The following is a 22064-nucleotide window of genomic DNA, read 5'->3' on the forward strand; positions in this document are numbered from 1 at the left end:
CGCGCTCGCCGACGCGCCGCAGGCCTTCGGCGCCCGCCTCGCCGACTGGCAGGGCGACGGCGACCGCGAGGAACGCTGGCGCGCCCGGCTCGCCCGGTGCCGGCTCGGCGGGCCCGTACCCGCGGCTGGAGCTGGTGCTGCTGCTGATCTGCACCGGACTGGTGTTCTGGGTCGCGCACGTCTACGCGGGCTTCGTCGGCGACCGGCTGCGCGGGGGAGGGGTCACCTGGCGCGAGATCCGCCGTGTGTGCGTCCGCGAGTGGCCGATCGTGCAGGCGGCGCTGCTGCCGGCGGCGGCCGTCGCGGTGAGCCCGCTGCTGGGGCTCGGGCTGGAGGGCACGGCCTGGCTGGCCCTGTCCGTCGCCGTCGCCCAGCAGGTCGGATGGGCCGGTGCCGCCGTCGTCCGCGTGGGTGCGTCCCGCTGGGAGGTGGTGTCGGCGGGGTTCGTGAACCTGGTGCTGGGACTGGTCATCGTGGCGGCGAAGGTCGCGCTCCAGCACTGAGCGGCGGCGCTGGACGTGCGCCGCGGCCTGTTGCCGTATGGAGTGGTTTGTCCGTGTTTCCTGTGGGGCAGGTGTGCCCCGAGGCGGTGAACGCGCATGGCTCGCCACACGCAGGGTGGTGCCCGCAAACCCACCGAGCTCCCCCAGGAGTCCTGGCGCGTGGTGCTCCGGCGCACGGTGAAGGAGTTCTGGGCGGACCACCTGACCGACTGGGCCGCGGCGCTGACCTACTACGCCGTGCTGTCGGTCTTCCCCGTCCTCCTCGTCCTGGTGTCGGTCATCGGCCTGCTCGGCGGCCCCAGCGTCGAACCCCTGATCGCGAACGCCGGCGATCTCGCGCCGGGACCGGTCCGCGACACGCTGACCGGGGTGCTCGGCCAGCTGCAGCACGGCGTCGGCCGGGGAGGGCTCGCCCTGGCCGTCGGCGTCGTGGTCGCCGTGTGGTCGGCCTCCGGCTACGTGGCGACCTTCATACGGGCCGCCAACGCCCTCTACGACATCGACGAGGGCAGGCCCCTGTGGAAGACCCTGGCCGGCAGGTTCGTCATCCCCGTGGTGCTGCTGGCCGTCACGGCGCTCATCGCGATCGGCGTGGTGTTCACCGGGACCCTCGCCCGCAGGACGGGCCAGGTGCTGGGCGTCGGCGACGCTGCGCTCGCGGTCTGGAGCGTCGTCAAGTGGCCGGTGATGCTGGTGCTGTTCGGCCTGGTGCTCGCGCTGCTGTACTGGGCGGCCCCCAACGTGAAGCACGGCGGCTTCCGCTGGGTGAGCGCCGGCAGCGCCCTGGCCGTGGCCATCTGGGCGGCGGCCTCGGCGCTCTTCAGCCTGTACGTGTCCAACTTCGCCCACTACAACCGGCTCTACGGGAGCCTGGCGGCGATCGTCGTCTTCCTCGTCTGGCTGTGGATCTCGAACATCGCCGTCCTGCTCGGCCTGGAGTTCAACGCGGAACTCGAAAGGGCCCGGACCATGCCGGACGGCGGCCCCTACGACGACGGCCCGGACGACCGGGTGCCCAAGGCGGAACCGCAGGACACCGAACGCCTCCACGCCGACGACGGGCCGTGACGGGAGACCGTGGCGCGGTGACGGGAGGCCGTGGTGTCGTGCCGGGCCCCGCCCTCACGGCCGCGCGCCGACCCCGGTCGCCACCTCGTGGAGCCGGCCGCCCGCCCCGCCCGGCGCCAGCGGGGCGGTCGAGGTGTCACCCGCGCCCTCACGCAGCCCCGCCAGGAACTCCCCGATCGCCTCGGTGGCGCTGCGACGGGGCTCCCAGCCCAGCTCGCGACAGGCCCGGCCGGTGTCCAGCAGGGGCAGCCTGACCACGGCGTCGAACAGACCCGGCGACGCCGGCACCAGGTGCAGCCACCACGCCCCGGCCAGCGCCGCCCGTACCGCCCCGCGCGGCACGCGGACGACCTGTGCCCCGAGCAGCGCCGCGAGTTCACCCGCGTCCAGGGGCGGATCGGCCGCCAGGTTGAAGGCGCCGCGTACGGGACGGTGCAGCGCGAGCCGGTAGGCCTCGGCCGCGTCGTCGGAGTGCAGCGCCTGGAAACGCAGACCCGGCAGATCCGGGACGACCGGCACCAGGTGCGGCCGTACGAGCCTGTTCGGCAGGAACGGCCCCGCGAACAAACGACGTTGCTGAGCGGCCGACTCCCGCTTGAAGATGAAGCCCGGCCGCATGCGCACCACGCGTACCCGCGGGTGCTCCCGCTCGAAGATGTCGAGACAGCGCTCGACGTACGCCTTCTCCCGGCAGTACGCGGCCCCCGGCCAGCCGTGCGTGGGCCAGGACTCGTCGACCGGGTGCCGCTCGGGCCCCGGGGAGTACGCCGCCACCGACGAGGCGTGCACCAGGGTCGGCACCCCGGCCTCCGCGGCCGCCTCGAAGACGCGGATGCCGCCCAGGACGTTGGTGCGCCACGTGATCGACGGGTCGTGGGTGGGCTGCAGCAGCCAGGCGAGGTGCACGACGGCGTCCGCGCCGCGCAGGTGCTCGGCCAGGCGCGTCCTGTCGTCGGCGATGTCCGCCCGCACCCACGTTGTGCGGGCGGGCCGCCAGTCCCGGGGAATCCTGCGGGCGATGCCGACGACGTGGGACACCGCCGGGTCGTCGCCGAGGGCCCGCACCAGGCTCGTCCCGACGTTTCCGGTCGCCCCGACCACGACGACGCGCAGGGCGCCGCCGTTGTCGGGTGCGGGGTCGTGCGTCACCGTTCTCGCCTCCCTGGGTCGCCGCCGGGAGCGTCCGGGCACCCGCCGACTGCCGGGCGCCCGGTCGCGGTGCCGGTCCGTGTGGCCCGGGGTCCCGGCGGCCTCGTCCGGTGTTTGCCCCGGTCCGTCGGGGCGACTACCCGGCGAGGGAGGTTTCAGACCTCGGCCCCGGGTGTCCCCCGGCCGTCAGCCGACCGCCTTGGCCATCCGGCGCACCGCCTCCGTGAGCACCTCGGGGGTCGTGGCGAGGTTCAGCCGCGCGTGCCCGTCGCCGCCCGTGCCGAAGGCGGGGCCCGCGCTGAGCGCGACCCGGCCGCGGTCGAGGAAGGCGGCGGCCGGGTCGTCGCCCAGGCCCAGCTCCCGGCAGTCCAGCCACGCCAGATAGGTGCCGGGCGCCGGGGCGTAGCCGACCGTCGGCAGGTGCTCGGCCAGCAGCCCGGCGAGCAGCCGCCGGTTGCCGGCGAGGTCGTCCAACAGGGCGTCCAGCCACGGCCCGCCCTCGCGCAGCGCCACCGTGTGCGCGATGACGCCCAGGTGGCTCGGCCCGTGGCCGACCTCCTCCGGCATGCGGGCCAGGTCGTCCGCCGCGGCGGGCCCGGCCATGGCGAGCGCCGCCTTCAGCCCGGCCAGGTTCCACGCCTTCGACGCGGACATCAGCGACAGCCCGTCCTCGCCGCCGGGCACGCTCAGGTACGGCACGAACACCGCCTCCGCCGTCACCAGGGGCGCGTGGATCTCGTCCACCACGACCCGCACCCCGTACGAGCCGGCCAGCGCCGCCACCGCGGCCAGCTCCCCGGCGGTGTGCACCGTGCCGGTGGGGTTGTGCGGGCTGCACAGCAGGTAGGCGGCCCGGCGGCCGCCGCCGGTGGACCGGGCGAAGGCCGCCTCCAGCGCCGCGAGGTCCAGCCGCAGGCCGGGGCCGAGCGGGGCCTCCACCACCTGGCGGTCCATGTGCGCCACGAACTGGTAGAACGGCGGGTACACCGGGCAGTTGAGGATCACCGGGTCCCCGGGACCCGTGACCAGCCGCAGCATCTCGACGACGCCCAGCATCACGTCGGGCACGATCGACGCGCGCTCCACGGCCAGGCCGTCCCAGCCCCACCGCTCACGCGCGAAGTCCGCCAGCGCCTCCGCGTACGCGGTGCCCACCGGATACCCGGTGTCGCCCGCCGCGACGGCCTCCGTGAGCGCCCGGGCCACGGGCCCGGCCAGCGGCACGTCCATCTCGGCGACCCACAGCGGCAGCACGTCCTCCGCATGGGTACGCCACTTCATGCTCGTCCGGCGCCGTAGCTGGTCGAGCGTGAGGCTGCGCAGCGGGTGCTCGTCACGCGACGTGATGTCCATGACACCCAACATAAGCGCGGACCCGCCGCCGGGGCAGAGGGCGGCGTGCGGACGTGTTGCCGAACCGGCAACAGGGCTTGCCCGGCGGGCGCGCCGGAACGCATCGTCGGAGGCAGGTCCACACCCGCGGCACAGAGGAGACGACATCCATGACGGACGGCAGCATCGGCGCGACCGGCGCCGGGACCGAGACGGAGTTCTGGGACGCCCGGTACGCCGGGAGCGACCGCGTCTGGAGCGGCAACCCGAACAACGTCCTGGTCCGTGAGACCGGGAGTCTCAAGCCGGGCACGGCGCTCGACCTGGGCTGCGGCGAGGGCGCCGACGCGGTCTGGCTGGCCCGGCAGGGGTGGCGGGTCACCGCCGTCGACATCTCGCGCGTCGCGCTGGAGCGGGCCGCCCGCCACGCGGAGGCGGAGGGCATCCCCGACGGCCTCATCGACTGGCAGCGCCACGACCTGGGCGAGACGTTCCCCGGGGGCACCTACGACCTCGTCTCCGCGCAGTTCCTGCACTCGCCGCACGACATGCCCCGCGAGCGCATCCTGCGCGCCGCCGCGGCGGCCGTGGCACCCGGCGGAGTGCTGCTCGTCGTCGGGCACGCCGGATTCCCCGCCTGGGAGACCGATCCGCACCCGGAGGTGCACTTCCCGACGCCGCAGGAGGTGCTGGAGAGCCTCGGCCTCCCGGAGGGGGAGTGGGAGGTGGTGCTGACCGACGAGCACGAGCGCATCCAGAACGACCCCGACGGGCGGCCGACGACCCGCGTGGACAACACCCTGGAGATCCGCCGCCTGCCCCGCTGACGCGCGACGCGGCGGGCCGTGGCGACCACGGTCCGCCGGCGCGCGTGGGCCCGGGGGAGTGACGGGGCGTCATCGACGCGCGCCCTCGTACTCCTCCTCGTCCTCGTCCTCGTACTCCTCGTCCTCCGGTTCCTCTTCGTCCTCCGGGTACTCCTCGTCCTCGCCCTCATCCTCCTCGTCGTCTTCTTCTGCGTCCCCTTCGTCCCCTTCGTCCTCTTCCTCGTCCTCGGGGTAGTCCTCGTCCTCCGGCTCTTCCTCGTCCTCGGCGTACTCCTCGTCCTCCGCGCCCTCCGCGCCCTCTTCGGCCTCTTCGGCCTCCTCCGCTTCGAGGGCCTCCTCGTGCGTGCGCACGACCTCGCCGTCGCGGATCTCGCCGCGCCAGCCCTCGGGCTCCTCGTTGGTGAGCGAGACGTAGCGCTGGAAGTGCTTGAAGTCGAGCCGCAACCGCCGGCCCTGGGCACGCCAGATGTTGCCGGTCTTCTCGAACAGCCCGGAGGGGTAGTACTCGACGACGAGGACGATGCGGGTCAGGGTGGGCGTGAGTTCGTGGAAGCTGACGCTGCCGCGTGTGGTGCCCTTGGCGCCGTCGGAGTGCCAGATGATGCGCTCGTCCGGGACCTGCTCGACGACCGTGGCCTTCCAGCCGCGGGTCGAGGGGCCGACCTTGACCTTCCAGTCGCTCGACGTGTCGTCGCCCTTGGAGACGCTGCGCACGCCCTTGGTGAAGGCGCTGAACTTCTCGAACTGCGTCCAGTGGTCGTAGGCGAACCGGATCGGGACGCCGACGTCCTGGACCTCGACGATGTTCGTCACCTTCTGCGTCCCGGACTTGCGGCCCTTCCCCTTCTTGCCGCCGCCGAGCGCCTGCTTCGCCTTCTCGAGCACGCCGCCTCCGATGGCCTTGAGTGGTGATTCGCCCTGCAGCATCTTCAGGCCCGCCTTGGGGAGCACCCCGCCACTCTCGGCCACACCCACCAACTGCTCGGTGAGATCGGAGACTTTGTCGCCCGCCTTGTCGGCCAGGTTCCCCACCTGGGCGCCGACGAAGTCGGCGAGTTCGCCGCGCAGCAGGTCCAGGCCGGAGGCCTGGCCGTTACCGGTGTCCTGTGTCGTCCTGGCCATCGGGCTACCTCCGCCGTGTGGACGTCTTCTTGGCCGCCGCCTTCTTCGCCGGTGCCTTGCGCGCCGCTGTCTTGCCGGCGGGCGCGGAGGTCTTCTTCGCCGCCCGCTTCGCCGGTGCCGCGGTCTTCTTGGCCGTGGTCTTCTTGGCGGCGGCGGACTTCTTGGCCGCCGGCTGCGCCTTCTTGGCGGGTGCCTTCTTCGCCGCCGGCTTGCGCTCGGGTTCGCGCCGCGGCCTGGGCTGCCGGCCCCTCGCGGCCCGGCGGCGGCTCGGCGGTTCCTCTTCCCCTTCGTCCTCCTCCTCGTCCTCGGCTTCCTCCTCCTCGTCCCCGGCTTCCGTTTCCTCGGGTTCCTCCTCCGCCCGGGAGCGGCGGTGGCGTCGGGACCTGGTCTTCTTCGGGGCCTCCTCTTCTTCCCCTTCTTCCGGTTCGTATTCCTCTTCCGTCCCCTCCTCCTCGTCGCGGTCCTTCTTGGCGCCGATGCGGGCCGTGCGGTCGTGCAACACGCCCGCCAGATCTGCCAGCTTGCGGTCCGCGGCCGCGGTGACGGCCTTGCGGCCGGCGTTCATCAGCTCGCCGCGCAGCTGCTCGTTGAGGTCGGCGATCTGGGGTACGTCCTGGAGCTTGCGAATACCCTCGGTGACCAGTTGTTGCGGATCGAGTCCGGCGCGGCGACCAGCGAGGAAGGTCGCCATGGCGAACGCGAGACGCCCCTTCTTGGCGCGACCGAGCACGTAGCCACCGGCGACTGCGGCGGCAAGAGCGATCTTGGTCGTGTCCTTCATCAGCCGTTCCCTTCGGAAAGCGACTCGGCGCCGCACACATGTTGTGGGGTGTATATGCTGAAATAGTACGTTTCTTAGTGGGGGTGGCGCTCCTCCGGAACCGGAGAAGGGGATGGCCGCAAGCGACAGGAACGCCCGGGCCAAGGGCACCAGGCGCGGCCGGGACGACGAACGTGCGGAGCGGCCGCGCAAGCGCTCCGCCGCATGGGCGATGCGTTCCGCGGCCGATCAGCTCTTCGAACTCCTCGGCCGCAGGCCGGAGTCCGTGTCGGCGGTCAAGCCCGTCGACGAAGGCTGGGAAGCGGACGTGGAGGTGCTGGAGTTGGAGCGGGTGCCCGAGACCACCAGCGTGATGGCCACCTATCACGTGAAGCTCGACGAGGAGGGCGACCTGGTGGCGTACGAACGCACCCGCCGTTACACGCGGGGGCAGATCGACCGGCGCTTCTGAGACGACGAGGCGCTGAAGGGAGGCGCCATGACCGTGGTGCCGCAGGGTGGCGGCAACATCTCCAGGGGCGGTACGGGAAGCCTCTACGACGTCCTGGAGCTCATCCTGGACCGAGGGCTCGTCATCGACGTCTTCGTCCGCGTGTCGCTGGTGGGCATCGAGATCCTGAAGATCGACGCCCGCATCGTCGTGGCCAGCGTCGACACGTACCTGCGTTTCGCCGAGGCGTGCAACCGCCTCGACCTGGAGTCCGGCCGCAAACAGCCCACCCAGCTCACGGACATCGTGGGCGAGATCACTGAGGGCGGCGCGAAGGGCAAGTCCAAGGGCGCGCTCTCCGGTGCCGTGGAAGCCGTCACCGGAGCCCTGAAGGGCGACGGCCAGGACGAGGAGGACGAGTACGAGGAGGAGCCGGAAGAGGAGGAGGAAGCGGAGTACGAGGAGGAGCCCCGGCCACAGCGCAGGAGCACCAGGCGGGCCTCCCGGCGGGAGAGGGAATGACCATGGCCGTCTACGTCTACTCCATCACCTCGAAGGACCACCCGGTGCGGCTGGAGGGCCTCAAGCCCGTCGGTGGGTCGGCCGAGCCGTTGCGGACGGTGACGAACGGCGACCTCTCCGCCGTCGTGAGCGAGGCCCCTCCCGACCTGCGCCCCCGGCGCAGGGACGTGCTCGCCCACCAGGAGGTCCAGGAACGGCTGATGGCCGACGGCGCGGTGCTGCCGCTGCGGTTCGGCTTCACGGCACCCGACGAGGACGCCGTGCGCGGCGTGCTGGAGGACCGCGCGGAGGAGTTCCGGGAACAGCTGAAGAACCTGGAGGGCTGCGCCGAGTACCACCTGAAGGTCTCGTGGGACGAGGACTCCCTGCTGCGCCGGATCCTCGACGAGAACGACGAGGCACGACGCCTGAACGAGGAGATCCGGGGTGGCGCCGGCTCCCCCGACATGCCGCTGATGCTGGGCGAGCTGATCTCCAACGAGGTGCAGGCCCGCCAGCAGGCGCTCGGCGCGGGCATCGTCGAGGCGCTGCGCCCCTTCGTCCGAGACGACGTGGCCACCGCGGCCGGCGGACAGGACTTCCTGAGCGTCTCCTTCCTCGTGGACGACAGCAAGGAGGAGATGTTCCTCGCCACCCAGCTGAGCCTGGCCAACCAGGTGGGCGAGGAGTGCGACTTCCGGCTGCTCGGACCGCTGCCGCCGTACAGCTTCGTGTGACGGGGCGAGGAGGCCTCATGGGACTGTTCACACAGATCGTCACCCTCCCCCTGGCGCCGGTGCGCGGGGTCGGCTGGGTCGTCGAGCGTGTGCTGGAGGCCGCCGAGCAGGAGTACTACGACCCCGAGCCCGTGGAACGCGAACTCGCCGCCCTGGAGAAGGAACTCCTCGCCGGCCGGATCGACGAGGAGACCTTCGAGGAGCGCGAGGAGGTACTGCTCGACCGCCTCGAGGAGATCGCGGCCTTCCGGCGCGGTGAGGCCGCGCCCTGAGACGAGGTGACGCTGTGACGGATTCCCCGGCCGGCCGGCTCGGTTCGTACCCCACGAGGGCCGCTCCCCAGCCGTCCGCCTACGGACAGGGGTCCTCGGCCAACCTGGCGGACATCCTGGAACGCGTCCTGGACAAGGGCATCGTCATCGCCGGCGACATCCAGATCAACCTGCTCGACATCGAACTGCTCACCATCAAGCTGCGTCTGCTGGTGGCCTCCGTCGACAAGGCCAAGGAGATGGGCATCGACTGGTGGGAGCACGACCCGTCGCTCTCCTCGCGCGCCCACGGCGAGAGTTCGCTCGCCGCGGAGAACCGGCGGCTGCGCGAGGAGGTCGAGGCGCTGAGGGAAGGCCGCGAGCTGTCGGAGGGACGGGAGCTGACGGACACCCCGAGCGGCAGCGTGGCCTCCCGCCACCGCACGCGCTCCTCCTCGGCGACGCACCGCCGCCGCGGCGGCACCGGGGCGGACGACGATGGATGACCGGGTCAGCTACGCGTACGCCGTGCTCCGTGCCGGGGGCGTGCCGGCGGGCGCGTTGGAGGCGCTGACGGGCATCGCAGCGGCCCCCGTACGGCTGGTGACGTCCGGTCCGCTGGCCGCCGCCGTCAGTGCGGTGCCCGCCGCGGACTTCCACGAGGACGCCCTGCGGCGGCACCTGGAGGACCTCGACTGGCTGGAGGCCGTCGCCCGCGCCCACCACACCGTCATCGAGGCGCTCTCGGCGCACACCACCGTGCTGCCGCTGCGGCTCGCCACGGTCTACCTCGACGACGAACGCGTCCGCCAGGTGCTGCGGGACGACGACGCGGCGTTCACGGACGTCCTGGAGCGGCTGACCGGACACCTCGAATGGGGCGTCAAGGTCTACGTGGACGCCCCGGCGGCGGCCGCCGGGCCCGCCGGCGCCGCCGACGACCTCAGCCCGGGCCGCGCCTACCTGAGGGCCCGCCACGCCCAGCGGCACTCCCGCGACGAGGCCTACCGCGCGGCGGAGGAAGCCGCCGCACGCGTCGTGGCGATCGGCCGCGAACTGGCCGCGGGGCACGCCCGGCACCGTGTGCAGCAGGGCCGGCTCGCCGCCGGCGCGGGGGAGAACGTGCTCAACGACGCCTTCCTCGTCGCGCACGCACGGGCCGAGGCCTTCCGCAGCCGCGCCCTCGCCGCCGGCGAAGGACTGCCCGGGGTGCGGGTCGACGTCACCGGCCCCTGGGCCCCGTACTCCTTCGCCGCCCTTCCCGGCACCCCGGGGCCCGCGGCGGATCGGGCGGACCAGGCGGATCACGCGGACGATGCCGACCCGGCGGACGTGGCGGACGCGGCGCCATGACGGCGGCCGGCCGGGCCCCCGAGCCGCTGGCGGAACGTCAGGTGGCCCTCGTCGACCTGCTCGACCGCCTCCTCAGCGGCGGAGTGGTCCTCACCGGCGACGTGGTGCTGTCCATCGCCGACATCGACCTCGTCCGCATCTCCCTGCGCGCGCTCATCGTCTCCATCAGCGAACGCAACCCCCCGCCGTGGGGCCCGGGGCCGGGCCCGTGACACCCCCGGCACGCCCCGGGGACGACCTTCCCCCGGACCGCCTCGGCGAGGTCGCGGACGCCGCCGCCCGCGCCTTCCGCCTGCTGCCCGCCGTCCCCCGCGACACCCCCTCGGCCCGGCCCGCGCGCCGGATCAGCACCGACCCCGACACCGTCGAACGCGACCTGATGAAGCTGGTCCTGACCCTCGTCGAGCTGCTGCGTCAGCTCATGGAGCGGCAGGCGCTGCACCGCGTCGACGCGGGCGACCTCACCGAGGACGAGGAGGAACGCCTCGGCGCCACCCTGATGATCCTCCACGACCGCATGACGGGCCTCTGCGCGCAGTACGGCCTGTCCATGTCCGACCTCAACCTCGACCTCGGCCCGCTGGGCACGCTCCTCCCGCCCGACTGAACGGGCCCGCGAGGTCAGGGCCCACGGGGTCAGGGCGTGGGGGGTCAGGGCGTGGGGATGACGCCCGGCCAGGAGGGGCGGCCGAAGCGGACGGGGACGCCGGGCGAGTACAGGACGCTCACCGGCGGCCCCACGGGGGCGGGGAGCCCGGCGGCCGTGACCAGGGTCTCGTCGCAGTGGAGCAGCTCGGCGCGGTGGAGGGGCCAGCGGGGGTGCGAGTTCGGCAGGTAGACCGGCCGCTCGAAGAAGGTGTTGTGCAACCCCCAGCGCGCCGTGAGGAAGTGCTCCAGTTCGGTGGGCTCCGCGACGGGCTCGCCGACCCGGACGCTGATGCGGGAGTGCGCCCCGCGTGGGCCCGGCCGGCGGCGGGTGCTGGTGTACGTGAGGGTGTCGCCCTCACGGCGGACGGCCATGCGCGACCACAGGTACGGCAGGCGGAACGCGGCGCGCGCGACCGCCACGGGTATCAGCCGGGAGGCGTCGAGCGAGCGGAAGACGACACCGCGCCGCCCGTGGGCGTCGACGGAGTACAGCCGTACGTTCGTCTCGGGGAAGGTCCCCAGGTAGGGGACACCGGGGAGGCGGAACCAGCCGACGCGGTGCATGCGGAAGGCGACGAGCCCCACGTAGGTGACGCCGTCGAGGGTGTCGGGAACGGTGCCCGCCGGCAGCAGCGGCGCGATGGCCGCCGGGTCGGCCGCCCAGTGGAGGAAGGCCAGGTCCAGCCGCGACTGGGTGAGCAGCGGGGCGGTGTCGACGTCGGGCGGATCCGCCGTGATCGGTTCCGGGGTGGTCTGCAGGGGCGGCACGCGCCCAGGATCGCAGACGGGTCCGGGGCGCGGGCGACCGCGGGGGCCGCGCCGCAAGGGTCTCGACGCGCGTGACGACGAGGACGCGTTCCTTCCCGTCGCCGACCGGCATATGACGTACCGTCAAATGCCTGTGGGGCGCGAACCGAAGGCGCCAGTGCCGGCTGCCCGTGCGGCCACACGCTCGCTCCCGCACTGCGACACCGCTCCCGGCCGACCGCTCCTCGACGAGGCACCGCGCAGCCCGTGCGCCGTGGGCCGCCCGGCCCCCGCCGCCCCCGGTACGGGCCCCGGAGGGGCGCCGGGCCACTCCTGTGACACGTGGGGTTCAGGAGGTCACGGCGGGGTACACCATGGAGGCGGGTCCCGGGGCCCCGCATCCGTTGGGGACGGACAGGGGGCCCTTCCCCATACCGGTGACGCTGCGGAGCAGCCCTTCGGCGTGGGGAGCGATGGAGATGACGCACTGGTACGCCACCTCGTCACCTGCCGCCCGTACCGAGCTGTACGTGTACGTGTGCGAGCTGGAGCACCGGGCCGTGGCCGTCGCCGTCGCGCGACGCAGCGCCCGCACCGTGCTGACCGGCTGGTCCGTGCCGGAGGACGCGGTCCACGACGCCGTCCTGGTCGTGTCGGAACTGGTCACCAACGCCGTCGAGCACGCGCTGCCACCGGTCGCCCTACGCCTGCGGCTGCGCCGCGGAGAGGTGGACGGCACGGCGATCATCCGCGTCGAGGTCTCGGACGGCGGACCCGCGCCGCGGCACGGCGCCTGGGCCGCCAGCTGCGGCCCGGGCGAGCACGGCCGCGGGGCCGCCATCGTCGACGGCCTCGGCATCGGTTCCGGCATCGGTTCCGGCTTCGGCGCGCGCAGCCGCGGGAGCGCCCGCTGGGCCGAGCTGCCGGCCGCCTGACCTGGTCGTACGCCCGCCGGGCCGGTCATCCCTGCCGCCGGACATCCGTAAGTGAATTTGCTTACGCGAATTTTGTCCGGAAGAAAACGAAATACCCTTATGTTGAGATCGCCCAGAGGCAGGGCTGTCGTGGTCGCACCCGGCCCGGGTGCGGGAAGGGAGGCACCCGCATGGAGTTCGGGTCCCGTCTCTCGGCGATCCAGGATCCCGTCAGATCGGGTTGCAGGGTCTTCCTCGCCGTGATGCTCGCGATCGTCGCGGCGGTGCCCGTCGCCGACGCCTTCCTGCCGGAGGACATCCACCTCGCCCACGTGCTCGTCATCCCCGTGGCCCTGGCCTCCGCCTTCGCCGGAGCCGTACGCGGTGCCATGATCGGTCTCGCGGCCGTCCTGGCGCTCATCGCGGCAGGGGCGGAACGGCACACCCTGTCCTCGGAGAACGTCCTCGTCCAGCTCGGCTCGCTCGTACTGCTCTCCGTGCTGCTCGTCCTCATCAGCGCCCTGCGCGAGCGTCGCAGACACGAACTCGCGGAGTTGCGCGAGGTGTCGCAGGCGACCCAGGGCGTGCTGCTGCGGCCGCTGCCCAGACACGCCGGCCCGGTGACCATCGCCACGGCGTACCGCAGTGCCGGCGACGGCGACCGCATCGGGGGCGACCTCTACGCCGTCGCCCGCACGGCGCGGGCCACCCGCCTCCTCATCGGTGACGTGCGCGGCAAGGGCCTGGGCTCCATCGGCGACACCGAGACCGTCCTCGGGGCGTTCCGTGCCACCGCGCACCGGCAGGCGCCGCTGGACGAGCTGATGGCGTCGCTGGAGGCCGGCGTCCGCTGGGAACTCACCCAGGAATGGGACGGACCGGAGGAGAACGACATCGGGGAGCGCTTCGTCACCGCGGCCGTCGTCGAGATCCCGGACGACGAGCCCTACGTGCGGGTGGTCAGCTGCGGTCACCTGCCGCCGCTGCTCCTCCACGACGGCACCGTCTCCACCCTCGACGTCCCGGAACCGGCGCCCCCGCTCGGCCTCGGGGGTCTGACCGGGAGCAGCTACGCCCCCACCACCTTCCCCTTCGCCCCCGGCGACCGCCTGCTGCTGTACACCGACGGCGTGACCGAGGCCCGCAACGGTGCGGGGGAGTTCTACCCGCTCATGAGCCGGGTCGCGGAGTGGGGCGACCGGCGCCCCGACCAGCTCGTACAGAAGGTGACCGACGACCTGCTGGCCCACGTGGCCGCCCCGCTGGAGGACGACATGGCCGTGGTCGCGATCGCGCGCGACACCCTGGGAGGACCGCCACCGCACGCACGGGCCCACACCGCAGCCGACACGGCCGCCGACGCCGATGAGCCGGGCGTTCGACCGGCCGGCCGCGGACTATGACGACGACCACCACGACGCCGTCGCCGCGGCCCCTGATCCACCTCGCGGCCCCCTCGCCCGCGGACCGGCGGGTGGCCGAGGTGGCCTGCGGCACCGGCGCGGTGGCCATCGTGCTCGCCCGCACCCGCTGCGCGGGAGGGCGGTGGTCCGGGGGGCGGAGCCGGACCACCGTTAGCGGGGCGGGGGTCAGTTGGGGGAGGGGGAGCCGGTCGCCATGGGGTCGGGGCCCGGGGCGGGCATCGCCGCCGGGGTGCCGAGACCGAGCGCGGTCGGGGCGTCGGGCAGTCCGGCACCGACACGGAGCGGCTCGGTGACGGGCAGCGGGCGACAGGCGGCGCGGATCAGGGCCGTGAGCTGGTCGGCGCGGTTCGCGCCGCCCGGGTACGGCGTGGCGCGCAGGTGCTCGTGGTGCGCGAGCAGCAGTGCGGCCAGACCGGTCAGGTGGGCCGCCGCGATGGCGGTGCCCTCGGCGACCGCATAGCCGGCGCCTGGCGCCGTGGTGACGACCGCGGCGCCGGGCGCGGTGAGGTCCACGCCGGGCCCGGTGGGGGTGAAGGGCGCCGGGTAGGGGCCGGGCCACGGCGGCTGGGTGGCCGCCGCCGGGCTGTCCGGCGGATAGGTGCCGGTGTGCGCCAGGGCGCCCGCGGCCAGCACGGTCGGCAGCGCGGCAAGCGGGCTGAGCGTGCCCCCGGTGTCGCCCGCCGGGGCGATCACGGCGATGCGGGCCGCGTGCGCGTCCATCAGCTTCCACGCCGCCAGTTGCGAGGGCTGCTCGTAGGTGACGTTGATCTGCGCGACGTCGATGTCGTGGGCGATGCAGTGGTCCACCGCGCGCAGCAGATCGGCGACACGGCCACCGGGGAAGAGCTTGAGCGCGTGCACCGTGGCGTCCGCGGCGATGCCGGTGACCCCGGTGCGGTTGTCCGCGGCGGCGACGACGCCGGCGCAGCGCGTGCCGTGACCCGTCGCGTCCGTCCGCCAGCCCGTGTCGTCGGCCGCGGGGGTGAAGTCGGCCCCGGAACGGACGGTGTCCTTCAGGTCCGGGTGCGCGGTGTCGACCCCGGAGTCCAGCAGGGCGACGGACACCCCGTGGCCGCGGTAGGTCGGGGGGATCTCGTTCAGGCGCATCGCCTGCCGGCCCCAGCCGGTGAGCGGCCGGTCCGGGAAGCCCTCGAAGGTCTCCGCCAGGGAGCGGACCACCACCTCCACCTCGGCCCCGGTCAGGGTGACGTCGTCCGGGAACGGACGGCCGGTGCGCACCGGCCAGTGGTCGCGCGCCGGACGCACGTACAGGGAGCGGACGGTCGCCGGGGTGTCGGCCGGGAGCACGAGCTCCGCCCGGCCGTCGGCTCCGGTGACGGCGTACGCCGTCGAACCGGTGCCGGTCGCCCATACCTGCGCGTCCGCCACACCCTGACCGCGGCTGGTCACCCGCACGGTGACGCGGGACGGTTCCTGGAGGGTGACCTCCGTCGCGGGGTCCGGCGCCGGCACGTCGGGCCGCGCCGAGGAAGCCGGCGGGTGGACGAGCGGCTGGTCGGCCTCGACCACCAGCTGGGGGTTGACGGCCAGCGCCCGGGCGCGCTCGTGGGGCATCGTCACCACGGCCACCGGGGGGCACATCGGGTGGGGCTCGGCGATCGCCTCCGGCCCGTGGGAGCGGGGCGAGGGGTGCACCTGGGCGACCACCTCCACCTCCGGGTCCTCCTCGAGCAGTGCGAACAGCGCCGAGGCCTCGACGGGCGGCACGCCCGCGGTCAGCCAGGGTGCCGGCCGGGGGGCCACCAGGTAACGGCCCCGGCCGCCGTGGCCCGGCCGTCCCGGCTGCCCGGGGTACGTCCCGGCCGCGCCCGGGTACGGCTGCGCGCCGTCCCGCTGTGTCCCGCCCGGTCCGGTGCCCGCTCCGTTCGCCGCGCCGGATTCCGCTCCGGCACCGGGCCTGCGGCCGCCCTTGGCGTCGCCCTGGCCCTTCGCCGTACCTCCGTTGCCCTGCTGCTCACTCATCACGCTTCCGCCTTCACCGATCACCTTGCGCTGGACCACACCGCGCCGCTGCCGCGGCCGGACGCCCCGGCCGGCCGAGGCAGCCCACGAGGGGCGCCCCGGCCGACCGGGAGACCGGTCACATGCCGAGCGGCATCTGACCGACGTGCTGGAAGTACGGCGACTGCCCGTACGGCGCCTGGCCGTTCTGGAACTGGCCGTACTGCTGCTGGCCGTACTGCTGGCCCTGGGCGATCTGGCAGAGGGCGCTGTGCACGACCGGCGCGATGCGGCGGGCGCACTCGGTGAGCACGCTGCTCCACGCGTGCGGCGGGATCTGGCCCTGCGACTGGATGCCCATCATGATCTGCGGGTCGACGCGCACCTGCTCGACCATGGCGTTGACCGCCGTGGCCGCACAGCGCAGCGACAACTCGGTCACCAGCAGCGGCAGTTGCTGCTGGCCCTGCCCCATGCCGGGCTGGCCGAAGTGCTGCTGGCCGTAGCCCTGCGGGCCCATGAACTGCTGGGCGATGCCCTGCTGCCCGTAGGCCTGCTGGCCTGCCGACGGCTGCCACTGCTGCTGGCCGTACTGCTGCTGCGGCTGCTGACCGTACTGCTGGGGGGTGTAGACCGACATCAAGCTCCTCCTTGAGCTGTGACGGAAAAGGGGGGATGGGACGGCGGCTCCATGGAGGGGCTCTCAGAACAGGTCCGCCGCCAAGCGCAGCAAACCACCACCGGACAAAAACCGCTTGCCGGGGCATACCGCCACCAGGGGGCGCGGGGCGCCCGAGCTGCGCCGACCCCCTCGGGGGTGCCTCACCCGGACGGCCCACGGCGGGGGAGCGCCGGGGCCCGGTCCGCTCCCGCTGTGCGGCTGCGGGGCGGAGCGGCGCCGTCCACGAGTCACCGTTCCTGTCGGCCGGCTCGTCGAACGGGGCGCGGCGGCACTTCCGAACCTGCGGCGCTCGAACCGGCGGCGCTCGAACCGGCGGTCCGGGAACGGATGCTCGACGACGGCGAGGCGCGCGACGCGGCGACGGGACCCCGGCTGGTGGCCGCGGGCGAGGTGAGCGGTGAGTCCCGCCCGAACCGGCGCCCCGTCCACGGCACTTGCCACGCACGAGGGGCGGGGTCCCCGGCCGCCGTACGCGGCCGGGGACCCCGCCCCTCGTGCTGTGGTGACGCCGTCAGGTCACCATCGGTACCAGCGGCGTCGTCCGCCGCCCTCGGCTGCCCGGAACACGAAGCCGAGCAGCCACACCACCAGCACGATCAGCGCGATCCACCACAGGGCCTTGAGCGCGAAACCCGCCCCGAAGAGGACCAGGGCCAGCAGCAGGACAACCAGCAAGGGAACCATGTCGTCAACCTCCTGACCCGCGTGTGCCCCGCCCCGCCGTCACCATGCGCGGCCCTTTTCCGGCACGTGGCGGCGCGGGAGGCGCGGGAGGTGCGGAGGACCGGGGGCTCCGCCCGCCTCGGTCGCAACGCGGCGGCGGGCAGGGGAGGATGGGGCGGTTCAGTACGACCGAGACGGAGGAGGACCCCGTGCCACTGGTGGGAGAGTACGAACCGAGTCCGCAGACCTGGGTGCGCGAGCAGGTCGAGCGGTACGAGAGCTCCGGGGGCACCGAGGGGACGACGATGCGGGAGCTGCCCGTGGTCATCCTGACGACCCGTGGCGCGAAGAGCGGGAAGATCCGCAAGACCCCCCTCATGCGGGTGGAGCACGACGGACGGTACGCCGTGGTCGCCTCCCTGGGCGGCGCCCCCAAGAACCCCGTCTGGTACCACAACGTGCTCGCCGACCCCAGGGTGGAGCTCCAGGACGGCCCGGTGCGAGGGGACATGACGGCGCGTGAGGTGAGCGGCGAGGAGAAGTCCCTGTGGTGGGACCGCGCCGTCGAGGCGTTCCCCGACTACGCGGACTACCAGAAGAAGACCGACCGCGAGATCCCGGTCTTCGTCCTCGAACCGGCCGGCCGGCCGCACTGAACGCCGGGCGGGCCCCGCGGACCGGCCGTGCCCGGCGCGCATGAACGGCGCCATCGCGGTCAGGCGTGTGGTGCGGGTGCCGGACCGCGTTTCCCCCGTCGCGGTCCGGCGCCCCGCCCGCCGGTCAGGGCGCCGGGGACCGCAACTCGACGTCGTCGGGGCCGAGCGACCGGCCGTCGGCGTCGCGCATCTCCAGCGGGGCCACCGGCCGGCCGGTCGCCCGGTCCACGACGGTGGTGCGCTCCTCGCCGGGTTCGAAGAGGTGGGTCTCGCCCCACTGGCGCAGGGCGAGCAGCACGAGGCGCAGGCCCTTGCCCTCCTCGGTGAGTTCGTACTCCCGGTAGGGGCTCCCGTCCGAGGCGGGCACCGTGCGCAGCACCCCGTGCTCCACCAGCTTGCCGAGGCGGCTGCTCAGGATGTTCTTGGCGCAGCCGAGGCCGCGGTGGAAGTCGTTGAACCTGCGCACCCCGTTGAGCGCGTCCCTGACGATCAGCAGCGACCACCAGTCGCCCACGACGCCCAGGGTCCGTGCGACCGGGCACGGTCCGTCACTGAAGTCCTTCTTCTGCATCGCCCGCCTCTCCCGGTTTCGACATTAAACCGGCGGGCCGGGGCGGGGCAACCGGCTCACCGGCCCACCGGCCGGCGGGGCCTACTCGGGCCGTGCCGGGACGTAGAAGCCGGTCGTGGCGGTGACCGCCGCGGCCACGGTGTCCTCGGCGGCGCCCGATGCGGCGTACGCCGTGCCCCAGGCCCGGCTGCTGCGGGTCATGAACTCCCGTGCCTCGTCGGAGAACTGCCACTCCTCGGCCTTGTCGGGCCCGACGGCGGCGCCGGCCAGGTACAGGCCGAGGCCCAGCAGTCCCAGGTCCCAGCCGACGCCGACCGCACCGGGCCCGAACTGGTCCCACATGCCGGGGGGCACGACGGCGACGTGCTCCAGTTCCAGGAGCGTCCGCTCCTCGTCGCGCGCGGTCAGCCGTACCTCCACCTCGCTGAAGCCGGGCGCCCCGCCCATGACCCAGCTGACGCGGAGCAGCTTCGGGGGCTCGCAGCGCAGGACCTCACCTCCGGCGTTGCCCTGCAACTGGTAACGGCCGCCGAGCCGCAGCTCCCCGGTGACCGGCAGGAACCAGCGCCCGATCCGCTCCGCGGTGGTGCAGGCGTCCCACACGTCCTCCACGGGCGCGTCGTAGGTGCGGCTCAGGAGCACGGTGCGTGCCTCCTCGCCGGAGACCTCCCGGCTGCCGGTCGCGCGGTGGATGGCGTTGATCTCGTCCACGATGTTCATGCGGTGTCTTCCCGTTCCCTTCCGGGGTCCCGGGCCTGTCCCGTCCCCGGCTGCCGCTGTTCCTGTGCCAGGCGCCGTTCCCGGCGCCCCCGGGCGAGCTCGGTGCCGAGCGCGTCCAGCCGCTGCTCCCAGAAGCCGCGGAAGCGCTCCAGCCACGCGTCGACCTCGCGCAGCGGCGCGGCCTGGACGGCGTAGAGCCTGCGGGTGCCCTCCGCCCGCACCACGGCGAAGCCGTTCTCCCGCAGGACCCTCAGGTGCTGGGACACCGCGGGCTGCGAGATGCCGAATTCCCCCCTGATGACCTCGGTGATCGCGCCGGACGGCTGCTCCCCGGAGGCGAGGAGCTCCAGGATGCGGCGCCGCACCGGATCCCCGAGTACGTCGAATGCGTGCACGTCCGTCACTATGTCAGCAGCGGCTTATATAAGCAAGGACTTGGTAAAGCGCCGATGGCCCCCTCCCTGCAGAGATGCCCGCGCGTTTCTCTGCAGGTCCCCTGAGCTGCGACTTCGCGCCCCGGCGCCACGCCTCACCCCAAGGGAGGAGGGATGAACCGGGCATAGGGGTGGCTTCAGGGACGTTCACAGACGCGGGCCCGAGGGTCCACGGCGTAGGACTGAAGAGGTCCGGCCTGCACGGGCCGCGTTCCCGAAGGAGTGATGACCATGCGCCGCATCCGCGTCCAGCGACCGAAGAAGCCGGCGCCGTCGCGCCCTCCGATCGACCTGCGGACACCGTCCGGAAAGCCCCTCCCGTACTGACGACCGTCCCGACGCACACCGTGCACGTCCAGAAGGGCCGCCCGAGATGAGCGACACCTCCCACCGCCCCGGCGGCACCGCCCCGGCCTTCCGCCCGGTCTTCGCCTGCGCGGCCAGGCGGCTGCGCCGGCTCGCCGAAGGCTTCCGCCGCGCGGTCCTGGCCTGGTGACGGCGCGGGCGGCTCCCGGCGATCCGGCCGGCGAGCCGCCGCCGGGACCCCGCAGACCCCGGGCGGTCGCCGCCGGTCCTCCCGGCGGCGGCCGCCCCCGTCCGTGCGCGGCCGTGCGGCGTCCCCCGGACGGCCCACGCGGAGCGCTGTTGCGCGTCGGCGCCGACCGGGTGACCCTTGATGTGATTCGGGTGCACCGGGACGCGAGGTGGGCCATGGTCGAGCCGGCGGTGACGATCCAGCAGGACGGCGACGGTTATGTGGTCAGCTGTCCCGGGACCGACGCGGTCGGGCGTGGGCCGACGGAGACCCAGGCGTGGACCGATTTCTGGGCCGCCCTGCACGCCGACTGGAAACCCCCGGAGGAGCTCAAGGCGGGCCCCGGCGAGGACCACGTACGAGGACTGCGGGTCCTGCGGCTCTTCCTCTGAGCCGGTCGCCCGAACCGGCCGGGGTCAGGGCGTCCGGCCCGACCACAGCGGTTCCACGCGCTCCCACTCCCGTTCCCACGTCCGCAGCCGCGCGCGCAGCGCGAGCGCGGCCACGCAGTGGTGGACGCCCCACGCCACCGCGGACCACAGCAGCAGGCTCGTGACGCCCAGCACCAGGCCCGCCCCCCTGGCCGCGGCCGTGCTGCGGGGCTCCGGCGCCGGCGAGCCACGGTCGTCCACCCAGATCCGTATCCGGTCGCCCGCCTCGACGGGCCGCCCCACCGGGACCCGACCGGAGTGCGCGCGGCCGCGCGGGTACTCCCAGCCGGCGCGGGCCGGCGGTACCGAGCGCATGCCGTGCTCGTGGAAGACCGGCCCCGTCGCCTCCAGGGCGGTGCCCGTCACCAGGTGCCGGTGGCCCCGCTCGGCCAGCGCCTGCGCGCGCTCCGCCCGGTGGACGGCGAAGCCCAGACCGGCCGAGACGAGCACGGCCAGCGCCATCAGCACGGAGGCGGCCAGCCGCGGAAGGGTGTGCGCGCAGGGGCGGCAGCGGGACGGCAGCACGGCGGGACAGGCGCAGTGCGACATGGGACCCCCCTCGGACGAGGCGCGCGGCCCGGCCACGACCGGACTGCGGACATGCTGCACCCAACGAGCGGCCGCGCGCCGGGAATTGGCCCTCGTCCCCGGCTAGTCTGCGACCGCGGGCGACGCCGTCCGCGGGCCCTGGACCCGTTGCGCGCGGCCCGCCGCCGGCCTCGGCCGGGACAGCACCACCACCCCCCGCCCCGCGGCCAGCGCCCCCGCCAGCGCCACCGCCAGGCCGACCGAGCCGCCCCGGAAGCCCTCACCGAGCAGCAGGACACCGACGCACCCCGCCACCAGGGGGTTCGCCAGCGTGACCGTCGCCAGCGCGACGCCCAGTCCGCCGCGGTACGCCTCCTGCGACCACACCATCCCCGCGATCGCCAGGACGCCGGTGCAGCCGGCCGCGACCAGCAGCATGGGGTCGGCGACGGCGGCCCCGAGCCCCTGGGCGGCCAGGCGCACCGCGAGGCCCTGGGTCAGGCACGAGGCGATCCCGAACGCCGCGCCCGCCGCCGCCGCGAAGCGCAGTGCGCGCGGTACCGAGCGGTCAGCCCCCCAGGGCAGCCGGGTCAGCGCCAGGGCCGCTGCCGCGGTGATCGCGGCCGGCAGGACCAACTCGGCGCCGCCCAGCGCCCGTTCCGTTCCGGGTGGCGCCGTGGAGAGCAGCAGGGCCACCAGCCCCAGCACGGTCAGCGCCGCCCCGCGCCACTCCCGCGGCCTCACCCGGCGCCGCCCGACGGCCGCGTGCAGCGGCAGCGCCAGGACGAGGGTCAGCGCGCCGAGCGCCTGCACCACGGTCAGCGACCCGTACCGCAGGGCGACCGCGTGCAGCCCCGCCCCGGCGGCCTGGAGGACCAGCGCCGGCGTCCACAGCCGGCCCGTCGGCCGCTTTCCGGCGGCGGCGGTGCGCTCCTGGGTGACGGCCGCCGTCGCGTAGCAGACCGCCGACAGCAGGGCCGCCGCCAGGGACAGCAGGCCGCCGTTCATGCGAGCGCCCTCGGAACGGGCATGGGGCTCCTCCTGGGATGCGGGGGCGGTGGCGCGGGCCCCCAGCACATCGCGTGTGCCGTCCCC

At 74.1% G+C, this 22064-nt stretch carries 29 protein-coding genes; 16 read left to right on the forward strand and 13 right to left on the reverse strand.

The window, feature by feature from the left end; translation table 11 throughout:
• The coding region (locus ACZ7MY_RS42350; protein WP_499611573.1) for a hypothetical protein at window positions 1-503 on the forward strand (503 nt) is incomplete at its 5' end.
• Between the two features lie 96 nt (window positions 504-599).
• Window positions 600-1571 (forward strand): YihY/virulence factor BrkB family protein, encoded by a 972-nt coding sequence (locus ACZ7MY_RS42355; protein WP_499611574.1) that lies wholly within the window; start codon window positions 600-602, stop codon window positions 1569-1571.
• A gap of 54 nt (window positions 1572-1625) precedes the next feature.
• Here the strand turns inward: ACZ7MY_RS42355 and ACZ7MY_RS42360 are convergent, their stop codons facing one another.
• On the reverse strand, window positions 1626-2720 hold the full coding sequence (locus tag ACZ7MY_RS42360; protein ID WP_499611576.1) for an NAD-dependent epimerase/dehydratase family protein: 1095 nt from the start codon (window positions 2718-2720) through the stop codon (window positions 1626-1628).
• Window positions 2721-2906: 186 nt separating this feature from the next.
• Entirely contained in the window at window positions 2907-4073 is a 1167-nt protein-coding gene (locus ACZ7MY_RS42365; RefSeq protein ID WP_499611577.1) for a MalY/PatB family protein, read from the reverse strand.
• Window positions 4074-4222: 149 nt separating this feature from the next.
• Here ACZ7MY_RS42365 and ACZ7MY_RS42370 point away from each other — a divergent pair, with 149 nt between their 5' ends.
• The gene (locus tag ACZ7MY_RS42370) at window positions 4223-4879 is read left to right on the forward strand and encodes a class I SAM-dependent methyltransferase (RefSeq protein ID WP_499611578.1); all 657 of its coding nucleotides are present in this window, start codon (window positions 4223-4225) and stop codon (window positions 4877-4879) included.
• A 69-nt stretch (window positions 4880-4948) separates the two neighbouring features.
• On the opposite strand, the gene ACZ7MY_RS42375 is transcribed toward ACZ7MY_RS42370, so the two are convergent.
• Both ACZ7MY_RS42375 and ACZ7MY_RS42380 read right to left on the reverse strand, forming a co-directional pair.
• Window positions 4949-6001 carry an SRPBCC family protein gene (locus ACZ7MY_RS42375; RefSeq protein ID WP_499611580.1) on the reverse strand — a complete coding sequence of 351 codons (1053 nt, stop codon included), beginning with the start codon at window positions 5999-6001 and terminating at the stop codon, window positions 4949-4951.
• Window positions 6002-6005: 4 nt separating this feature from the next.
• Complete coding sequence (locus tag ACZ7MY_RS42380) at window positions 6006-6782, reverse strand: histone protein (protein WP_499611581.1); 777 nt, start codon at window positions 6780-6782, stop codon at window positions 6006-6008.
• Between the two features lie 112 nt (window positions 6783-6894).
• Between ACZ7MY_RS42380 and ACZ7MY_RS42385 the strand changes: the two genes are divergently transcribed.
• The 8 genes from ACZ7MY_RS42385 to ACZ7MY_RS42420 are packed head-to-tail and all read left to right on the forward strand — an operon-like array spanning window position 6895 to window position 10661.
• Window positions 6895-7233: a gas vesicle protein GvpO gene (locus ACZ7MY_RS42385; RefSeq protein ID WP_499611582.1), complete on the forward strand. Its 339-nt coding sequence runs from the start codon at window positions 6895-6897 to the stop codon at window positions 7231-7233.
• A 27-nt stretch (window positions 7234-7260) separates the two neighbouring features.
• Window positions 7261-7734, forward strand: coding sequence for a gas vesicle structural protein GvpA (locus ACZ7MY_RS42390; protein ID WP_499611585.1), 474 nt, complete (start codon window positions 7261-7263; stop codon window positions 7732-7734).
• 2 nt (window positions 7735-7736) lie between these two features.
• On the forward strand, window positions 7737-8450 hold the full coding sequence (locus tag ACZ7MY_RS42395) for a GvpL/GvpF family gas vesicle protein (RefSeq protein ID WP_499611641.1): 714 nt from the start codon (window positions 7737-7739) through the stop codon (window positions 8448-8450).
• A gap of 17 nt (window positions 8451-8467) precedes the next feature.
• Entirely contained in the window at window positions 8468-8722 is a 255-nt protein-coding gene (locus ACZ7MY_RS42400) for a gas vesicle protein GvpG (RefSeq protein WP_499611586.1), read from the forward strand.
• A gap of 14 nt (window positions 8723-8736) precedes the next feature.
• Complete coding sequence (locus ACZ7MY_RS42405) at window positions 8737-9207, forward strand: gas vesicle protein (RefSeq protein ID WP_499611589.1); 471 nt, start codon at window positions 8737-8739, stop codon at window positions 9205-9207.
• On the forward strand, window positions 9200-10054 hold the full coding sequence (locus ACZ7MY_RS42410) for a GvpL/GvpF family gas vesicle protein (protein ID WP_499611591.1): 855 nt from the start codon (window positions 9200-9202) through the stop codon (window positions 10052-10054). Before ACZ7MY_RS42405 ends, ACZ7MY_RS42410 begins: the two co-directional genes overlap by 8 nt.
• Complete coding sequence (locus tag ACZ7MY_RS42415) at window positions 10051-10266, forward strand: gas vesicle protein (protein WP_499611593.1); 216 nt, start codon at window positions 10051-10053, stop codon at window positions 10264-10266. The genes ACZ7MY_RS42410 and ACZ7MY_RS42415 overlap by 4 nt, the downstream gene beginning before the upstream one ends.
• A complete protein-coding gene (locus ACZ7MY_RS42420; RefSeq protein ID WP_499611595.1) occupies window positions 10263-10661 on the forward strand; it encodes a gas vesicle protein K in 399 nt (132 codons plus the stop codon). The genes ACZ7MY_RS42415 and ACZ7MY_RS42420 overlap by 4 nt, the downstream gene beginning before the upstream one ends.
• A gap of 44 nt (window positions 10662-10705) precedes the next feature.
• On the opposite strand, the gene ACZ7MY_RS42425 is transcribed toward ACZ7MY_RS42420, so the two are convergent.
• Window positions 10706-11470 carry a YqjF family protein gene (locus tag ACZ7MY_RS42425; RefSeq protein ID WP_499611596.1) on the reverse strand — a complete coding sequence of 255 codons (765 nt, stop codon included), beginning with the start codon at window positions 11468-11470 and terminating at the stop codon, window positions 10706-10708.
• Window positions 11471-11928: 458 nt separating this feature from the next.
• Here ACZ7MY_RS42425 and ACZ7MY_RS42430 point away from each other — a divergent pair, with 458 nt between their 5' ends.
• On the forward strand, window positions 11929-12384 hold the full coding sequence (locus tag ACZ7MY_RS42430; protein ID WP_499611598.1) for an ATP-binding protein: 456 nt from the start codon (window positions 11929-11931) through the stop codon (window positions 12382-12384).
• Between the two features lie 170 nt (window positions 12385-12554).
• Window positions 12555-13766 carry a PP2C family protein-serine/threonine phosphatase gene (locus ACZ7MY_RS42435; RefSeq protein WP_499611600.1) on the forward strand — a complete coding sequence of 404 codons (1212 nt, stop codon included), beginning with the start codon at window positions 12555-12557 and terminating at the stop codon, window positions 13764-13766.
• A gap of 186 nt (window positions 13767-13952) precedes the next feature.
• Here the strand turns inward: ACZ7MY_RS42435 and ACZ7MY_RS42440 are convergent, their stop codons facing one another.
• From ACZ7MY_RS42440 to ACZ7MY_RS42450, 3 genes are all read right to left on the reverse strand, one after another.
• Window positions 13953-15770, reverse strand: coding sequence for a S8 family serine peptidase (locus tag ACZ7MY_RS42440; protein WP_499611601.1), 1818 nt, complete (start codon window positions 15768-15770; stop codon window positions 13953-13955).
• Between the two features lie 118 nt (window positions 15771-15888).
• Window positions 15889-16389: a hypothetical protein gene (locus tag ACZ7MY_RS42445; RefSeq protein ID WP_499611603.1), complete on the reverse strand. Its 501-nt coding sequence runs from the start codon at window positions 16387-16389 to the stop codon at window positions 15889-15891.
• 558 nt (window positions 16390-16947) lie between these two features.
• A complete protein-coding gene (locus tag ACZ7MY_RS42450; protein WP_026251043.1) occupies window positions 16948-17115 on the reverse strand; it encodes a hypothetical protein in 168 nt (55 codons plus the stop codon).
• A gap of 188 nt (window positions 17116-17303) precedes the next feature.
• On the opposite strand from ACZ7MY_RS42450, the gene ACZ7MY_RS42455 reads away from it, so the two are divergent.
• Complete coding sequence (locus ACZ7MY_RS42455; protein ID WP_499611605.1) at window positions 17304-17750, forward strand: nitroreductase family deazaflavin-dependent oxidoreductase; 447 nt, start codon at window positions 17304-17306, stop codon at window positions 17748-17750.
• Between the two features lie 124 nt (window positions 17751-17874).
• Here ACZ7MY_RS42455 and ACZ7MY_RS42460 read toward each other — a convergent pair whose 3' ends face one another.
• From ACZ7MY_RS42460 to ACZ7MY_RS42470, 3 genes are all read right to left on the reverse strand, one after another.
• Window positions 17875-18321 carry a winged helix-turn-helix transcriptional regulator gene (locus ACZ7MY_RS42460; RefSeq protein ID WP_499611608.1) on the reverse strand — a complete coding sequence of 149 codons (447 nt, stop codon included), beginning with the start codon at window positions 18319-18321 and terminating at the stop codon, window positions 17875-17877.
• An 81-nt stretch (window positions 18322-18402) separates the two neighbouring features.
• Window positions 18403-19041: an SRPBCC family protein gene (locus ACZ7MY_RS42465; RefSeq protein WP_499611609.1), complete on the reverse strand. Its 639-nt coding sequence runs from the start codon at window positions 19039-19041 to the stop codon at window positions 18403-18405.
• Entirely contained in the window at window positions 19038-19445 is a 408-nt protein-coding gene (locus tag ACZ7MY_RS42470) for an ArsR/SmtB family transcription factor (RefSeq protein WP_499611611.1), read from the reverse strand. The genes ACZ7MY_RS42465 and ACZ7MY_RS42470 overlap by 4 nt, the downstream gene beginning before the upstream one ends.
• 403 nt (window positions 19446-19848) lie before the next feature.
• Here ACZ7MY_RS42470 and ACZ7MY_RS42475 point away from each other — a divergent pair, with 403 nt between their 5' ends.
• Together ACZ7MY_RS42475 and ACZ7MY_RS42480 are read left to right on the forward strand one after the other, a co-directional pair.
• Window positions 19849-19971, forward strand: coding sequence for a hypothetical protein (locus tag ACZ7MY_RS42475; protein ID WP_499611614.1), 123 nt, complete (start codon window positions 19849-19851; stop codon window positions 19969-19971).
• 215 nt (window positions 19972-20186) lie between these two features.
• The gene (locus ACZ7MY_RS42480) at window positions 20187-20402 is read left to right on the forward strand and encodes a hypothetical protein (protein ID WP_499611616.1); all 216 of its coding nucleotides are present in this window, start codon (window positions 20187-20189) and stop codon (window positions 20400-20402) included.
• Window positions 20403-20426: 24 nt separating this feature from the next.
• On the opposite strand, the gene ACZ7MY_RS42485 is transcribed toward ACZ7MY_RS42480, so the two are convergent.
• Together ACZ7MY_RS42485 and ACZ7MY_RS42490 are read right to left on the reverse strand one after the other, a co-directional pair.
• On the reverse strand, window positions 20427-20990 hold the full coding sequence (locus ACZ7MY_RS42485; RefSeq protein ID WP_499611619.1) for an Rv1733c family protein: 564 nt from the start codon (window positions 20988-20990) through the stop codon (window positions 20427-20429).
• Between the two features lie 102 nt (window positions 20991-21092).
• Window positions 21093-21977 carry a DMT family transporter gene (locus ACZ7MY_RS42490; RefSeq protein WP_499611620.1) on the reverse strand — a complete coding sequence of 295 codons (885 nt, stop codon included), beginning with the start codon at window positions 21975-21977 and terminating at the stop codon, window positions 21093-21095.
• Between the last annotated feature and the right edge of the window lie 87 nt (window positions 21978-22064).

The organism is Streptomyces sp. NPDC111520 (assembly GCF_055635295.1).